Origin of the sequence: Nocardioides sp. TF02-7 (assembly GCF_022437945.1) — a bacterium.
In the GTDB taxonomy this organism is placed as follows: domain Bacteria; phylum Actinomycetota; class Actinomycetes; order Propionibacteriales; family Nocardioidaceae; genus Nocardioides.
The window spans coordinates 2346563-2361830 of sequence record NZ_CP092535.1 but is presented as its reverse complement, the minus strand read 5'-3'; the positions used below and the strand labels follow the sequence as shown (position 1 = coordinate 2361830).

Sequence of the window (15268 nt, the reverse complement as noted above, 5' to 3'; positions counted from 1 at the left end):
GACGTCACGCGCCCCTGCGGCGGTCGCCGTACTGCTTCCTGATCGCCTCCGCCTCGCGGGCGAGCCGCTCGTCGAGGTCCGGCCCGAACCGGGCGACGGCGTCGGCGTGGTCCGCCCGCACCCGGCGGACTGCCTCAACCCGCCGGTGGCCCCAGTAGTCCTCCCAGTACAGCCGGGTGACGACCAGGCCCTCGTCGCGGACGAGGCGCTCGCGTTTCCGCTCCTCCCACGCGACGTCGTCCGCCGTGGTGCGGGCGAAGCCGCCGTCGGCCTCCGCGAGGTACTTGACCCGCCCGTCGACCTCGATGACGTGGTTGCCGACCCGGATGTCGCACCACCTGATGCCCTGCGCGGTCCTGACCGGGAACTGCGTCTCCGGCTCACCGATCGCCGCCTCTATCACCAGCTCACGGCCGAGCGACTCGTTGACGTTCTCGGCCCCCGGGTCGGCGAGGTCCACGCTCGCGTTGACCGCCCGCGCGCCGGGCCACTGCGCCATCGGCTCCGCGGCCGCCTCGAGCGCCTCCTTCGTCACTCCCATCCGCATCGCGGAGTCACACGCGGCCAGGCCGTCCCGGTTGCCGCGTTCACGAGCGATGTCCACGGCGGTCCGTGCTAGGTCTAGGACCCGCAGGCCGGCGACCTCGACCACCTGGTGCGACCCGAACCGCGCAAGGTGGTGCTTGACCCCGTTCTCCGGTCCAGGCGTTCGTCCAACCGGGTCGGGTGAGGTGCACATAGGGGTCACGCGGGTCGAGGATCGCCATGCCCAGCGCGTGGGCGGCCGAGTCGTGGCTCAGCACCCAGGCCCGGCGCGTCAGCGCGACGGCCGCACGAGCGAGGAGCAGCGGCCTCGCGACGTACCGATCGGCCGCGTCCCAGATCTCACGCGTCGTGTAGGCACCGCGCCGCAGGAGCACGAGCGCGCCTGACCGCAGCAGGCGGCGGATCTCGGTCGGCGGCATGCCGAGGTCGAGCAGCTGTGTCCGTCGGAGCACACCGTGGTGGCTGGCGAAGGCGGCGAGGATCCGGGGGTCCATGACGGGCACGATGCGCCCGACCTGCCGGCCACGCCAGCCCCGTCGGTCCCGCCTGTGGACGACGGCGGAGCGGCGCGCGGGCGGCGAGGCGTCGTACGCCGCACTCCCTCGGTGTTGCGGCCGCTCCCTCGGTGCTGTGACTGGTAACAGCGCCCGGGAAGTCAACCGAACACTGAGTTACACCACCTCCGCGCCGTTGCTTTCAGCCCAGCAGCTCCTCGGCAGCCGCGGGGCTCGAGTCGCGGAGGAACGTCGAGCAGCGCTCCCACTCGTCGGTCTCGCCGATCGCGCGGGCGGTGGTGGCGAGGCGGGCGAGGCAGCGCAGGAAGCCGCGGTTGGGCTCGTGCTCCCAGGGCACCGGGCCGTGCCCCTTCCAGCCGTTGCGGCGCAGCAGGTCGAGGGAGCGGTGGTAGCCGACCCGGGCGTAGGCGTAGGCCGTCACGTCGTCGGCGCCCTGCGCGACCGCCGCGTCGGCGAGGGTCGCCCACGCGAGCGGCGAGGCCGGGAACCGGCGTACGACGTCCTCGGGCTGCTCGCCCGCCGCGACCGCCGCGGTGGCGGGGTCCTCGGGCAGGAGGGGTCGGCGGCGGACCGGCCATCAGGTCCTGGCCGAGGCTCATCGGCCGACGCTCTTCCCGGCCGAGCGGAGGTTCTCGCAGGCCTCGACCACGCGGGCGGCCATGCCGGCCTCGGCGGCCTTGCCCCAGGCGCGCGGGTCGTAGGCCTTCTTGTTGCCGACCTCGCCGTCGACCTTGAGCACGCCGTCGTAGTTCTGGAACATGTGCGTCGCCACCGGCCGGGTGAACGCGTACTGGGTGTCGGTGTCGACGTTCATCTTCACCACGCCGTAGTCGACGGCGGCGGCGATCTCCTCCGCGGTCGACCCGGAGCCGCCGTGGAAGACCAGGTCGAACGGGCGGGCGTCGGCGGCCAGGCCGAGCTCCTTGACGACCGCCTCCTGTGCGGCCTTGAGGATCTCCGGACGGAGCTTGACGTTGCCCGGCTTGTAGACGCCGTGGACGTTGCCGAACGTCAACGCGGTGAGGTAGCGGCCCTTCTCGCCAGTGCCGAGCGCACGCACGGTCGCGAGCGCGTCGTCGGGGGTCGTGTAGAGCTTCTCGTCGATGGCGCCGACGATGCCGTCCTCCTCGCCGCCGACGACACCGACCTCGATCTCCAGCACCACCTTCGCCTCGGCGCACTTGGCGAGCAGCTCCTCGGCGATCTGCAGGTTCTCGTCGAGCGGCACGGCGGACCCGTCCCACATGTGCGACTGGAAGAGCGGCGCCTGGCCGCCCTTGACCCGCTCGACGGACAGCTCGAGCAGCGGCCGGACGAAGCCGTCGAGCTTGTCCTTCGGGCAGTGGTCGGTGTGGAGCGCGACGTTGACCGGATAGCTCTTGGCCACCTCGGCGGCGTAGGCCGCGAACGCCACGGAGCCGGTCACCATGTCCTTCACCGAGGGGCCGGAGAGGTACTCCGCGCCACCGGTGGAGATCTGGATGATGCCGTCGGAGCCGGCGTCGGCGAACCCCTTGAGGGCCGCGTTGAGGGTCTGGGAGGACGAGACGTTGATGGCGGGGTAGGCGAAGGATCCGGCCTTCGCGGCGTCCAGCATCTCGGCGTACTTCTCGGGGGTGGCGATGGGCATGGCTGCGCTGCTCCTGCTCACGGGTCGGGTACGACGAGCCCACCCTAGTCGGCCGTACGCCGCAACCGATCCGGCGTCGGCCGCGTATCCCATCCACACCGCCCTGGGCGCCGCGCCGCGCGCACCGACGTGACCCCGACGGGCTGACGCCGTTCTGGAAGGAGGGCGGTCCTCCCGAGCGGTCGTCGCCCAGGTCCTGCGCACCCGACCAGGAGGAACCTCGATGCTGCGTCTCAGTGCGGTCGTCACCCTCGTCGCGGCCGTCGTCACTGCCGTTCCCACCCTCGCGGGCGTGCCCGCCCATGCCGCCGCCGGCGTGGACATCACCCCCCGCCGCGGTCGGCAGCTGCCACGACCTCACCAAGCGCGAGGCCTGGGCCGTGTCGGAGCCGGACCCGGCGGTCCCGTGCAGCGAGCGGCACACGACGGTGACGACGGCGATCGTCCAGCTCACCCGGACCCCGGACTGGGACGACGTCCGCGCGCTGTCCCGACGCATGTGGGTCGAGTGCGTGCGCAGCGTCGACGCGCTGCTGCCGGGCTCCACCGCCGCCCGGGTCCGGTCGGCGTACACGATCTACTGGTTCATCCCGACCGAGGCGCAGCGCGCCGCCGGTGCGAGGTGGATCCGCTGCGACCTCGGTCTTCCCGACGGCAAGCGGCTGCGCCCGCTGCCGGCGTCCGGGCCCGAGCTCGGCCGGCTCCCGCTGCCCGACCGGATCGCCCGGTGCCGGCTCGGCAGGGCGGCGTACTACGAGGTCGTCCGGTGCGCGCACCGGCACGCGTTCCGTGCGACGCACCACGTGCGCCGGACGGGCAGCTTCCCCGGAGCACGGGTGATGCGGCGGTGGGCGGAGCGCGTGTGCCGGGCGCGGATCCCGAGGGCCGGGATCTACCTCGAGTACCCCACGACTAAGCAGAGCTGGAAGGCCGGGTTCCGGTTCGCGGTCTGCCTGAAGCAGACACGGCGCTGACGAGCCCGGGGCCGTCCGCTCAGCCCCGCCAGGCCTCGTCGCTCGACAGGTCGGCGTGCGTGCGCACCCAGGCGTGCATGGCGATCGCGGCCGCCGCGGAGGCGTTGATCGAGCGGGTGGAGCCGAACTGCGCGATCGAGAAGGTGCCGTCGCAGGCTGTGCGCGCGGCGGCGGAGAGGCCGGGGCCCTCCTGGCCGAAGAGGAAGCAGACCCGCCGCGGGACCTCCATCGTCTCCAGGTGCGCCGACCCGGGCAGGTTGTCGACGCCGAGGAGCGGCACCGGGCCGCCGTCGAGCCCCTGCAGGTGCTCGCGGAGGTCGGCGACCGTGGGGTGGTGCCGCACGTGCTGGTAGCGGTCGGTCACCATCGCGCCGCGGCGGTTCCACCGCCGGTTGCCGACGATGTGCACCTCCTTGGCGAGGAACGCGTTGGCCGAGCGCACGATGGTGCCGATGTTGAAGTCGTGCTGCCAGTTCTCGATCGCCACGTGGAAGTCGTGCCGCCGGCGGTCGAGGTCGGCGACGATCGCCTCGACCGTCCAGTAGCGGTAGCGGTCGACGACGTTGCGCCGGTCGCCCTCGGCGAGGAGGCGGGCGTCGTAGTGCTCGCCGTCGGGCCACGGGCCCTCCCACGGACCCACCCCCACCTCGGCCGGGCCGTGGGGCATCGGGTCGTACGGCGCCCTCGGCTCGGTCGGGTCCTCCACGCGGCTCAGGGTAATTCCCGATGTCGGCCGCGAGGGCGCCCGGTACGGTGAGGGGGTGCCGGCCGCGCTCGACCTCTCCTCATTCGCCTCCGTTCTCCACGGCCAGCTGACGCCGTTGTTCCTCGGCATCGACTGGCTCGACCCGGAGACGCTGATCAACGAGTTCGGCACCGAGTTCCTGTGGATCAGCCTCCTCATCGTGTTCGTCGAGTGCGGGTTGTTCTTCCCGTTCCTGCCCGGCGACGCGCTGCTCTTCGCGATCGGCATCTTCCTCGCGACCGGGCAGCTCGACGTGTTCCCCGGCAGCCGCGAGGTCGAGCTGCTGATCGGCATGGCGCTGCTCGTCGTCGCCGCGTTCGCCGGCAACGTCGCGGGCTACGAGATCGGCCGCAAGATCGGGCCGCCGCTCTATGCGCGCGACGGCCGGATCCTGAAGCGGAAGTACTTCGAGGAGACCGAGGCGTTCTTCGACAAGCACGGCAGCAAGGCGCTGGTGATCGGCCGGTTCGTGGCGTTCGTGCGCACCTACATCACCGTCGTCGCCGGCGTCACCCGGATGGACCGCCGTCGGTTCTACCTGTGGAGCCTGGTCGGCGCCCTGCTGTGGGTGCTGTCGATCACGGTGCTGGGCTACGTCCTCGGCGAGCGGGTGCCGTGGCTGAGGGACAACCTCGACTACGTGATCATCGCGATCTTCGGCTTCGGGGCGGTGCTGATGGTGGGCGAGGCGGTGCGCCGGCGGCGCACCAACGCGCCGGAGGCCGAGGACCTCGACCACGACGGCCGGCCCGACCGCGACATCACCGGGCTGCGGGTCCCGCCGCGCGAGACCACGCGCTGAGCGGTCGGCGTCAGCCGTCCGAGCCGGCGGACGGAGGCCCCGGCCGAGGGCTGCGGCGCAGCGAGCGCACCCGCAGCAGCACCCAGACGCAGACCGCGAGCACCACGGTCACGATGACGGTCCACTGCAGCACGCCGACGACGGGCTCGACCCGGTGCCACTGCTCGCCGAGCTGGTAGCCGGCCACGACGAACGTGGTGTTCCAGATCGCGCTCCCCGCCGCGGTGAGGCCGAGGAACTGGAGCATCGGCATCCGCTCCACCCCCCGCCGGCACCGAGATCAGGCTCCGGAAGATCGGCACCATCCGGCCGAAGAACACCGCCTTCCGGCCGTGCCGGGCGAACCACGCCTCGGTGCGCTCGAGGTCGCTGGTCTTGGTCAGCGGCAGCCGGTCCCACAGCCAGTACATCCGCTGCCGGCCCACCAGCATGCCGAGGTAGTAGAGGACGACCGCACCGGCGATCGAGCCGGCGGTGGTCCACAGCAGCGCCTCGGCGAGGGTGAAGTCGCCCTGGCTGGCGGTGAACCCGGCGAGGGGCAGCACGACCTCGCTGGGCATCGGCGGGAACAGGTTCTCGAGGGCGATCGCGGCTCCGGCGCCGGCCGGGCCGACCGCCTCCATCACGTCGACGACCCATCCGGCGAGGCCGTCGAGCTCGGCGGGATCCTCGGGTGCGGCGAGCAGGCGGGTCACGCCGATCAGGCTAGAGGGGTGCCGGTGGACCCCCGTACGCCGCCACAGCGGCGGGCGGGCCCGCACCTGCCCTCTGTCGGGTCCATCGACCATGATGAGCGCACCATGACCCGATGGACCCCGGCCGCCGTCGAGAAGGCGGCTCCCGACGCGTCCTCGCTCGCGGCCGCGCGCCGGCTCGCCACGCCGGGGCCCTGGTCGGGCACCGGGAGCACCGACAGTCTCGTGTGGGGCCGGTGCCAGGGGTCGGGGAAGACGCCCTACCAGGTGTCGGTCGACCTCACCGGTCCCGCCTACCGGTGCTCCTGCCCGAGCCGGAAGCACCCCTGCAAGCACGCCCTGGCGCTGCTCCTCCTGTGGGTGCGCTCCGACGGGCCCGACGGCGTGGTGAGCGACGTGGCGGAGCCGGCCGGCTTCGCCGGCGACTGGGCGGCGCAGCGGGCCGAGCGCGCCGCGGCCCGGGCGACCCAGGCGGCCGCGCGGGCGCCGGACCCCGAGGCGCGGGCGCGGCGGGTCGAGCAGCGGGTCGCCACGATGTCGGCGGGGATCGAGGACTTCGCGCAGTGGCTGGCCGACGTCGCCCGCACCGGCGCCGCGGCCGCGCGGCGCCAGCCGTGGGGGGTGGTGGGACGCGACCGCGGCCCGGTTGGTCGACGCCCAGCTGCCCGGCCTGGCCGAGCGGGTGCGCGCGATGTCGTCGGCGGTCCATGGGCGCGACGACTGGCTCGACCACCTCCTGGCCGAGCTCGGCCGCTGGTGGACCGCCGTCCAGGCCTGGCGGAGCTGGCCGGACCTCGACGACGCCACCCGCGGCGACCTCCGCGCCTACCTCGGCTGGGCCACCGCCTCCGACGACGTCCGCACGGGCGACGCGGAGGCGACGACGCCTGCGGCCTGGCAGGTGCTCGGCGCGCACCGCAGCGACGACGGCCGGCTCCTGGAGCAGCGCACCTGGCTGCGGTCGGCGGCGTCGGGCGAGGTCGTGCAGGTCCTCGACTTCGCCGCCGGCGGCGCGCCGCTCCCGGTGGCGCACCTGACCGGCTCGGTGCTGGAGGTCGCGGTCGCCCGCTACCCGGGGAGCGCACCGCAGCGGGCGTTGTTCGCCGAGCCGCCGGTGCCGGTCGCGCAGGGGGCGGCCCTGCCCGGCGGCGGCACGGTGGCGCACGCGCTCGACGACCTGGCCTCTGTCTGGAGCCACAACCCGTGGGCGGTGCGCGCGCCCGTCGTCGTCCGGGGCGCGGTGGTCGCACGCGCCGACGGCCCGCCGGTGCTCGTCGACGGCACGGGCGCCGCGCTCCCGCTGCTCCTCGACGAGCCGTGGGACCTGCTCGCCCGCACCGGCGGCCACGCCTCCGACGTCTTCGGCGAGCTCGAGGAGTCGGGGCTGCGGCCGCTCACCGTGACGGAGGTCGCGTGACCGGCCCGGCCGCGGCGTCCGGAGCCACGGCGCCGGACGAGGCAGCCACGCCCGCCGGGTGGTGGCACGAGGTGGCCGCCGCCGGCCTGCTCGGCACCGGCCGCCGCCGACCGCCCGCCCTCCTGGCCGCAGCCGGGGTGGCCGGACGCCCCGGCGCCGACGCCGCGACGGCGCTGCTCGACGCCGTCGCCGTCGGCGGCGCGCTCCCGCCGCGCCGGCCGTGCCGCCGGGTCCGCGACCGCCCCGCCACCGGCCCCGGCCGACGTGCTCCCACCCGCCCCGCCCGCCGCCGTCCAGCTGCTCGAGCTGCTGCTCCACCAGCCGCCGGTCCGGGCGGAGCTGGTGCCGGTGGCGCTCGGCGCCTGGCTGGCGGCGGCGCAGCGACGCGGCGTCCGGGTGCCGCACCCGGTGCTGCCGGCGTTGCTCGCGCTCGCCACCCGCCGCCGCGAGCTCCGGGAGCCGGTGGCCGCGGTCGTCGACGCCCGCGGCCGGTGGCTGGCCCGCCTCGATCCCGACTGGGCCTGGGCGGCCACGCCCGACGGGGCTGACGGGGCCGACGGGGCCGGTGACGCCGAGGCCCCCGTCGACGCCCCCGACCCGCTCGCCTGGGGTCGGTTGCCGACGCCGGCGCGGGTCGCGACCGTCGCCCGGCTGCGCGCGAGCGACCCCGACGTCGCCCGGGAGCTCGTCGAGTCCGCCTGGCGCGACGACCCGGCCGCCACCCGGCTGGCGCTCCTGGAGACCCTCGAGACCAGCCTCGGTCCCGCCGACGAGGAGCTCCTCGAGCGGGCGCTCGACGACCGCGCCCGCAGCGTGCGCGAGCGGGCGCAGCAGCTGCTCGACGGCCTGCCCGGCTCGGCCCGGGCCCAGCGGATGGCCGACCGGCTCCGACCGCTGCTCCGGACCACCGGCCGGGTCCGCCGGAGCCTGGAGGTCGAGCTGCCCGCCGACCCCGGTCCGGCCGGTGTCCGCGACGGGCTCGGCACGGCCCCGCGACACCGCTCGCGCCGCGGGTTCCACCTCGAGCGGATCGCCGCCGCAGCCCCGCTCGCGGTGTGGACCGAGGTCACCGGTCGCGACGCCGCCGGCACCTGGCCGATGGTCCGCGACGCCGACGCCCGGCGCGGGATCGCCGCCGCGGTGCGCGCCCAGCGCGACCTGGCCTGGGCCCGCGCGGTCGTCGCCGACGTCCCGGCGCTGCTCGACGTGCTCCCGGCCGACGAGCGCGAGCGGGTCGCCGTGTCGCTGCTACGCCCGGGGTCGACGTACGACCCGCTCGCCCTGGCCCGCGTGGTGCCGCCGCCCTGGGGCGCCGACCTCAGCCGGCTGCTCGTCGAGCGGCTGATGGACCGCAAGGGCACCCCCGACGCGCCCACCCTCGCCCTCGCCCGGGGCCTGCACCCCGACGTCCTCCCGCTGCTGCGCGCGTGGGAGGCGCGCAAGCACGGGTGGCACGACCTGCCCCGCGACCTCGTCCGCCACCTCGCCCTCGTCACCGCCATCCCGGAGGCCTTCCGATGAACAGCCCGACTAGCCCCACCGGCCCCACCGCCGGGGTCCTGCGCGCGCACGCCGAGGACGAGTACGCCGCGGAGCTGGCGGCGCTCGAGGCCGCCGACGACCGGCCGCGGCCGCCGCGATGGCGGCTCTCACCGTGGGCGGTGGCGACCTACCTCCTCGGCGGCACCCTCGACGACGGCACCGTCATCACCCCGAAGTACGTCGGCGCCCGCCGCCTCGTCGAGATCGCGGTCGCCTCGTTGGCCACCGACCGCGCCCTCCTCCTGCTCGGCGTCCCCGGCACCGCCAAGACCTGGATGAGCGAGCACCTCGCCGCCGCGATCAGCGGCGACTCGACGCTCCTCGTCCAGGGGCACCGCCGGCACGCCGGAGGAGTCGCTGCGCTACGGCTGGGACTACGCGCGGCTGCTCGCGGAGGGCCCCTTCCCGTGACGCGCTGGTCGCCAGCCCGGTGATGCGGGCGATGGAGAGCGGGTCGCTGGTGCGGGTGGAGGAGCTGACCCGGATCCCCCGCCGACGTGCAGGACGCCCTGATCTCGATCCTCTCCGAGAAGACGCTGCCCGTGCCGGAGCTCGACACGGAGGTGCAGGCGCAGCGCGGCTTCAACGTCATCGCCACCGCCAACAACCGCGACAAGGGCGTCAACGAGCTGTCGTCGGCGCTCAAGCGCCGCTTCAACACCGTCGTGCTGCCGCTGCCGGACTCCCTCGAGGAGGAGGTCGGGATCGTCCGCGACCGGGTGGCGGCGATCGGCCGCAGCCTCGAGCTGCCGCCCGACCTGGCCGCCACCCCGCAGATCGAGCGGGTCGTCACGATCTTCCGCGAGCTGCGCGGCGGGATGACGCTCAACCAGCGCACCACCGTGAAGTCGCCGACCGCCACCCTGTCCACGGCGGAGGCGATCTCGGTGATGACCAACGGCATCGCGCTGGCCGCCCACTTCGGCGACGGCCGGGTCACGGCGCACGACATCGCCGCCGGCGTGACCGGCGCCGTCGTGAAGGACCCGGTGCAGGACCGGATCGTGTGGCAGGAGTACCTCGAGACCGTCGTCAAGGACCGGCCGGAGTGGGCCGACCTCTACCGCGCGTGCCGGGAGCTGTCCTGACCGCCACCACGGACTCCGCGGCCGGTGAGCCGCGGGTCGAGGTGCTCGGGATCCGGCACCACGGCCCGGGCTCGGCCCGGTCGGTCGCGGCGGCGCTCGCCGAGCTCGAGCCGACGCTGGTGGTGATCGAGGGGCCGCCCGAGCTCGACGCGGTCGCAGGGCACGCGGCCGACCCCGGCCTGGTGCCGCCGGTGGCCGGCCTGGTCTACGCGACCGACGAGCCGCGCCGCGCCGCCTTCTACCCGATGGCGGCCTTCTCCCCGGAGTGGGTGGCGCTGCGGTGGGCCGCCGACCACGACGTACCCGTCCGGTTCGCCGACCTCCCCGCGGCGCACGCGCTGGCCGGTGGACCGGACGAGCGCGTCGACCGCGACGAGGGCGGCGACGAGGACGAGGGCGGTGCCGACGCCGACGCTCCGCCACGGCGACCCGCGCCCGCCGTCGACCCGATCGGCACCCTCGCCCGCGCGGCCGGCTACGACGACGCCGAGCGGTGGTGGGAGGACGCGGTCGAGCACCGCGCCGACTCCACGCTGGAGCGGTTCGCGCTCCTGCGCGAGGCGATGACCTCGGCCCGCGCCGCCGCCCCCGTCCGCGACGACGACCTGCGCCGCGAGGCCGCCATGCGGCGGGTGATCCGCGCCGCCCGGAAGGAGGGCCACCCGCGGGTCGCCGTGGTCTGCGGCGCCTACCACGCACCGGTGCTCGACCCGGCGACGTTCCCGAGCGCCGCCGCCGACAACCGGCTGCTGACCCGGCTGCCGCGGGTCAAGGTCACCGCCACCTGGGCGCCGTGGACGGCCGGCCGGCTCGCGCTGAGCAGCGGCTACGGCGCCGGCGTGACGTCGCCGGGGGTGGTACCAGCACCTGTTCGCGACCTGGGCGGACGGTCGGCCCGACGACGTCGTGCCGGGCTGGCTGAGCCGCGTCGCGCGGACACTGCGCGACGACGGGCTCGAGGCGGCGCCGGCCAGCGTGGTCGAGAGCGTGCTGCTCGCCGAGGCGCTGGCCGCGGTCCGGGGTCGCCCGTCGGTCGGGCTCCCCGAGCTGACCGACGCCGCGCAGGCGGTGCTGTGCGGCGGCTCCGCGGTGCCGCTGGCCCTCGTCGAGCGCCGGCTGGTCATCGGCGAGGACCTCGGCCGGGTGCCCGACGGGGTGCCGCTGGTGCCGCTGGCCGAGGACGTGGCGCGCCAGCAGCGACGGCTCCGGATGAAGCCGGCCGCGTCGCCGACGACCGTCGAGCTCGACCTCCGCAAGGACACCCACCTCGCCCGCTCGCTGCTGCTGCACCGGCTGGCGCTGCTCGACGTCCCGTGGGGCCGCGAGGTCGACGCGGGCCGCTCGACCGGCACCTTCAAGGAGGCGTGGGTGCTCGAGTGGGGAGCCGGAGCTGGCGGTGGCGCTGGTCGAGGCCGGTCTCCACGGCACGACCGTCGTCGACGCCGCCGAGGCCAAGGTCGCCGAGGCCGCCGCCCGGGCCACCGACCTCGGCACGCTCGGCTCGCTGATCGAGCAGGCGCTGGTGGCCGAGCTGCCGAGGGCGCTGGCCGCGGTGGTGTCCCGCGCTCGCGGCGGCGACCGCCCACCAGCACGACACCCGGTCGCTGCTCGAGGCGGTCGAGCCGCTGGCCCGCACCCAGCGCTACGGCGACGTCCGCCGCGCCGACGTCTCGCGGGTCAGGGAGGTGCTCGACACCGTCGTCGTGCGGGCGTCGGTGGAGCTGCGCTCCGCGTGCGCCGCCCTCGACGACGACGCGGCCACGGCGATGCGCCGGGCGGTCGACGCGGCCGACCGCGGGGTGATGCTGGTCGGGGCCGAGGTCGAGCGGTGGCGGGCGGCGCTGGCCGCGGTCGCCGCCGACGACCGGGTCCACGGCCTGGTCGCGGGCCGCGCCAACCGGATCCTGCTCGACGCCGACCGGCTGCCTCCCGACGAGGCCGCCCGCCGGCTCAGCCGCCAGCTCTCCGCCGGCACGCCCGCCGCCCACGGTGCGGCCTGGCTCGACGGGTTCCTCGACGGCGAGGCGGTGCTGCTGCTCCACGAGCCGACCCTGCTCGGCATCGTCGACGAGTGGCTCGGGCGCGTCGACGAGGCGACGTACGACGACCTCCTGCCGCTGCTGCGCCGCACGTTCTCCCGGTTCCAGCCCGCCGAGCGGCGTCAGCTGGCGACCCGGGTGCGCAACCTCAGCGCCCGGCTCGGGCCGGCCGCGCCCGCCGACGTCGACCTCGACCGCGCCCGCGGCGCCGCCCACCGGGTCGCCGCGCTGCTCCGCCTGGAGGTGACCCGGTGACCGATCCCACCGGCCCGGCCGAGCCCCGCGACCGGCTCACCCGCTGGCGGCTGGTCCTCGGTGGCGGCGAGGCCGATCCCGACGACGTGCCGCTGTCGGCGGAGGACCTGGTCCGCGACCGGGCGCTCGCCCAGCTCTACGACGAGGGGCGACCAGCGCAGCGGCCCGGCGCAGCCCGGTGCTGCGCCCGACCGGCGCCGCGCGGGCGGTCTCGGGCGGTCGGCGCCCGCGGTCAACCGATGGCTCGGCGACATCCGCACCTACTTCCCGTCGTCGGTCGTGCAGGTCATGCAGGCCGACGCGATGACCCGCCTCGGGCTCCACGAGCTGCTGCTCGAGCCGGAGACGATGGCGGCCGTGCAGCCCGACCTCGGGCTGGTCACGACCCTGGTCGGCCTCAACGACGTGATCCCCGAGCACAGCCGCGCCACCGCCCGGGCCGTGGTGCGCCAGGTGACCGACGAGCTCGAGCAGCGGCTGCGCGACCGCACCGTGCAGGCGGTCACCGGCGCGGTCGACCGGGCAGCCCGCACCCGGCGGCCCCGGCACCACGAGATCGACTGGCGGCGCACGATCGGCGCCAACCTGCGCCACTACCTCCCCCGAGCACCGCACGGTCGTGCCCGAGCGGCTGGTCGGGCACGCGCGCCGGTCGAAGCAGAGCCAGCGCCACATCATCCTGTGCATCGACCAGTCCGGCTCGATGGCGGAGTCGGTCGTCTACTCCAGCGTCTTCGGGGCGGTGCTGGCGTCGCTGCGCACCGTCTCGACCCGGCTGGTCGCGTTCGACACCGAGGTCGTCGACCTCACCGACCAGGTCGACGACCCCGTCGACGTCCTCTTCGGCGTCCAGCTCGGCGGCGGCACCGACATCAACCGCGCCCTCGCCTACTGCCAGGACCTCATCGAGCGGCCCGAGGAGACGGTGCTGGTGCTGATCAGCGACCTCTACGAGGGCGGCATCGCCGAGGAGATGCTCCGCCGGGCGCAGCAGGTCACGTCCAGCGGCGCGGTGATGGTGGCGCTGCTCGCGCTCAGCGACTCCGGCGCGCCGTCCTACGACACCGAGCACGCCGCGGCGCTGGCCGCGATCGGCGTACCGGCGTTCGCGTGCACGCCCGACCTGTTCCCGGACCTGATGGCCGCGGCCATCGACCGGCAGGACATCGCGCAGTGGGCGGCGACCAACGACATCGCGGTCGCCTCGCCCGTCGCAGACGAGGAGGAGTGACCCCGCGGGGTCGTCAGGCGGAGGCGGCCGCCCGGGCCGCGTCGAGGTCGGCCTTGGTCAGCACGGCGCGGACCTCGAGGCCCACGTCGGCGAGCGGGTTCTCCCCCGCCGGGCTGCGGTCGATCGCGCAGACGACCGTGTCGACGACCGCGCCGCCCTCGCGCAGCGCCCGGGTGGCGTCGCGCACCGCGCCGCCGGTGGTGATCACGTCCTCGACCAGCGTCACCCGCTTGCCCGCGAACGGGGGGCCCTCGGCGAGCTTGCAGGTGCCGTACTTCTTCGCCTCCTTGCGGACGAAGAGCGCGGGCAGGCCGACCAGCTGGCTGATCGTCGTGGCGATCGGGATGCCGCCCATCTCCAGGCCGCCGAGGAGGTCGGTGCCGGCCGGCAGCAGCTGCGCCATCTCCCGCGCGACCCGGGCCAGCAGCAGCGGGTCGGCCTCGAAGAGGTACTTGTCGAAGTACTCGTTGCTCACCTGCCCCGAGCGGAGCGTGAACTCGCCGGTGAGCCGGCAGGTCGCGTCGATGTCGGCCGCGAGCGCGGTGTCGGTCGTGGTCACGGCCTCAGGCTAGTGGGGGCGTCGCTAGGGTCGGAGACGTGCCTCCCAGCCGAGCCCGGCGCCTCGACGGCGTCGTCACGACAATCTTCACCGAGATGACGGCGCTCGCGGCCCGCACCGGCTCGGTCAACCTCGGCCAGGGCTTCCCCGACCGCGACGGCCCGCCCGAGGTCATCGCCCGCGCCGTCGCCGCGCTCGAGGGCGGCGCCAACCAGTACGCACCCGGCCCGGGGGTGCCCGCCCTCCGCGCGGCGGTCGCCCGGCACCAGGAGCGGCACTACGGGCTCGCGGTCGACCCCGACACCGAGGTGGTCGTCACCACCGGCTGCACCGAGGGCATCGCGGCGGCGGTCCTCGGCCTGGTCGACCCCGGCGACGAGGTCGTCGTGCTGGAGCCCTACTACGACTCCTACCCGGCGATGATCGCCTTCGCCGGCGGCGTACGCCGTGCGGTGCCGCTGCGGGCACCGGACTTCCGGCTCGACGCCGACGAGCTCCGCGCGGCGGTCGGGCCGCGGACCCGGATGATCCTCCTCAACACCCCGCACAACCCCACCGGGACCGTGCTCACCCGGGCGGAGCTGGAGGCGGTCGCCGCGATCGCCGTCGAGCACGACCTGGTGGTCGTCACCGACGAGGTCTACGAGCACCTGACGTTCGACGGCCACCGGCACCTGCCGATCGCGACCCTGCCGGGGATGGCGGAGCGCACGCTCACCCTGTCCAGCGCCGGCAAGTCCTACTCGTTCACCGGCTGGAAGGTCGGCTGGGCCACCGGACCCGCACCGCTCGTCCAGGCGCTGTTCGCCGCGAAGCAGTGGCTGACGTTCACCTCCGGCGCACCGCTGCAACCCGCCGTCGCCACGGCCCTCGACGACTTCCCCGACTTCCCCGCCGGGCTCGCACGCAGCCTCCAGGAGCGGCGCGACCGGCTCTGCGCCGGCCTCCGCGCGGCCGGGCTGGAGCCCCACGTCCCCGAGGCCACCTACTTCGCCGCCACCGACATCTCCCACCTCGGGTGGCGCAGCAGCCTCGACTTCTGCCGGGCGCTCCCCGAGCGGGCCGGGGTGGTCGCGATCCCGATGGAGGTCTTCTACGACGACCCCGACGCCCCGGGCGCCGGGCGACAGCTGGTGCGGTGGGCGTTCTGCAAGGAGGAGTCGGTCATCGACGAGGCGGTCGAGCGGCTGGGCAGGGCCGACCTCGGCGCCTGAGCCCCGGGCGGCCGGG

General features: G+C 75.3%; 14 protein-coding genes and 4 pseudogenes. 9 read left to right on the top strand and 9 right to left on the bottom strand.

Going from position 1 to position 15268, the window contains the following annotated elements:
* Window positions 1-4: 4 nt before the first annotated feature.
* From MF408_RS12125 to fbaA, 4 genes and pseudogenes are all read right to left on the bottom strand, one after another.
* Window positions 5-541 carry a hypothetical protein gene (locus MF408_RS12125; protein ID WP_240251555.1) on the bottom strand — a complete coding sequence of 179 codons (537 nt, stop codon included), beginning with the start codon at window positions 539-541 and terminating at the stop codon, window positions 5-7.
* A 46-nt stretch (window positions 542-587) separates the two neighbouring features.
* Window positions 588-1040, bottom strand: coding sequence for a type IV toxin-antitoxin system AbiEi family antitoxin domain-containing protein (locus MF408_RS12120; RefSeq protein ID WP_240251876.1), 453 nt, complete (start codon window positions 1038-1040; stop codon window positions 588-590).
* Window positions 1041-1242: 202 nt separating this feature from the next.
* Window positions 1243-1660: pseudogene (locus MF408_RS12115) on the bottom strand (DUF3151 domain-containing protein).
* Window positions 1657-2691, bottom strand: a complete 1035-nt coding sequence (gene fbaA, locus MF408_RS12110) for a class II fructose-bisphosphate aldolase (protein WP_240251554.1) — start codon at window positions 2689-2691, stop codon at window positions 1657-1659. Before fbaA ends, MF408_RS12115 begins: the two are co-directional and overlap by 4 nt.
* Before the next feature lie 302 nt (window positions 2692-2993).
* On the opposite strand from fbaA, the gene MF408_RS12105 reads away from it, so the two are divergent.
* Entirely contained in the window at window positions 2994-3665 is a 672-nt protein-coding gene (locus MF408_RS12105; protein WP_240251553.1) for a septum formation family protein, read from the top strand.
* Between the two features lie 19 nt (window positions 3666-3684).
* Here MF408_RS12105 and MF408_RS12100 read toward each other — a convergent pair whose 3' ends face one another.
* Window positions 3685-4332 carry a TrmH family RNA methyltransferase gene (locus MF408_RS12100; RefSeq protein WP_240251874.1) on the bottom strand — a complete coding sequence of 216 codons (648 nt, stop codon included), beginning with the start codon at window positions 4330-4332 and terminating at the stop codon, window positions 3685-3687.
* 94 nt (window positions 4333-4426) lie between these two features.
* On the opposite strand from MF408_RS12100, the gene MF408_RS12095 reads away from it, so the two are divergent.
* Window positions 4427-5212, top strand: a complete 786-nt coding sequence (locus MF408_RS12095; protein WP_240251552.1) for a VTT domain-containing protein — start codon at window positions 4427-4429, stop codon at window positions 5210-5212.
* A gap of 323 nt (window positions 5213-5535) precedes the next feature.
* On the opposite strand, the pseudogene MF408_RS12090 reads toward MF408_RS12095, so the two are convergent.
* A pseudogene (locus tag MF408_RS12090) lies at window positions 5536-5772 on the bottom strand (DedA family protein); the annotation flags it as partial.
* A gap of 428 nt (window positions 5773-6200) precedes the next feature.
* Window positions 6201-6494, bottom strand: a complete 294-nt coding sequence (locus MF408_RS12085; protein ID WP_240251551.1) for a hypothetical protein — start codon at window positions 6492-6494, stop codon at window positions 6201-6203.
* Window positions 6495-6553: 59 nt separating this feature from the next.
* On the opposite strand from MF408_RS12085, the gene MF408_RS12080 reads away from it, so the two are divergent.
* The 5 genes and pseudogenes from MF408_RS12080 to MF408_RS12060 all read left to right on the top strand — a co-directional run.
* The gene (locus MF408_RS12080; protein WP_240251550.1) at window positions 6554-7324 is read left to right on the top strand and encodes a hypothetical protein; all 771 of its coding nucleotides are present in this window, start codon (window positions 6554-6556) and stop codon (window positions 7322-7324) included.
* 264 nt (window positions 7325-7588) lie between these two features.
* On the top strand, window positions 7589-8845 hold the full coding sequence (locus MF408_RS12075) for a DUF5691 domain-containing protein (RefSeq protein ID WP_240251549.1): 1257 nt from the start codon (window positions 7589-7591) through the stop codon (window positions 8843-8845).
* Window positions 8842-9954 (top strand): annotated as a pseudogene (locus MF408_RS12070) (AAA family ATPase). Before MF408_RS12075 ends, MF408_RS12070 begins: the two are co-directional and overlap by 4 nt.
* Window positions 9936-11462, top strand: a complete 1527-nt coding sequence (locus MF408_RS12065) for a DUF5682 family protein (RefSeq protein ID WP_240251548.1) — start codon at window positions 9936-9938, stop codon at window positions 11460-11462. Before MF408_RS12070 ends, MF408_RS12065 begins: the two are co-directional and overlap by 19 nt.
* Window positions 11463-11528: 66 nt before the next feature.
* A pseudogene (locus MF408_RS12060) lies at window positions 11529-12248 on the top strand (DUF5682 family protein); the annotation flags it as partial.
* Between the two features lie 260 nt (window positions 12249-12508).
* On the opposite strand, the gene MF408_RS12055 reads toward MF408_RS12060, so the two are convergent.
* Window positions 12509-12820: a hypothetical protein gene (locus MF408_RS12055; protein WP_240251547.1), complete on the bottom strand. Its 312-nt coding sequence runs from the start codon at window positions 12818-12820 to the stop codon at window positions 12509-12511.
* 47 nt (window positions 12821-12867) lie between these two features.
* Between MF408_RS12055 and MF408_RS12050 the strand changes: the two genes are divergently transcribed.
* Complete coding sequence (locus MF408_RS12050) at window positions 12868-13479, top strand: VWA domain-containing protein (protein WP_240251546.1); 612 nt, start codon at window positions 12868-12870, stop codon at window positions 13477-13479.
* A 13-nt stretch (window positions 13480-13492) separates the two neighbouring features.
* Here MF408_RS12050 and pyrE read toward each other — a convergent pair whose 3' ends face one another.
* On the bottom strand, window positions 13493-14038 hold the full coding sequence (pyrE, locus tag MF408_RS12045; protein WP_240251545.1) for an orotate phosphoribosyltransferase: 546 nt from the start codon (window positions 14036-14038) through the stop codon (window positions 13493-13495).
* 38 nt (window positions 14039-14076) lie between these two features.
* Between pyrE and MF408_RS12040 the strand changes: the two genes are divergently transcribed.
* Window positions 14077-15252, top strand: a complete 1176-nt coding sequence (locus MF408_RS12040; protein WP_275693415.1) for a pyridoxal phosphate-dependent aminotransferase — start codon at window positions 14077-14079, stop codon at window positions 15250-15252.
* Window positions 15253-15268 lie beyond the last annotated feature (16 nt).

Excerpts from the sequence above, each read along its gene's own strand:
- MF408_RS12105 (WP_240251553.1), top strand. The coding sequence starts at position 2,994 with ATGCCGCCGCCGGCGTGGACATCACCCCCCGCCGCGGTCGGCAGCTGC.
- fbaA (WP_240251554.1), bottom strand. The coding sequence starts at position 2,691 with ATGCCCATCGCCACCCCCGAGAAGTACGCCGAGATGCTGGACGCCGCG.
- MF408_RS12120 (WP_240251876.1), bottom strand. The coding sequence starts at position 1,040 with ATGGACCCCCGGATCCTCGCCGCCTTCGCCAGCCACCACGGTGTGCTC.
- MF408_RS12125 (WP_240251555.1), bottom strand. The coding sequence starts at position 541 with ATGGGAGTGACGAAGGAGGCGCTCGAGGCGGCCGCGGAGCCGATGGCG.
- MF408_RS12100 (WP_240251874.1), bottom strand. The coding sequence starts at position 4,332 with ATGCCCCACGGCCCGGCCGAGGTGGGGGTGGGTCCGTGGGAGGGCCCG.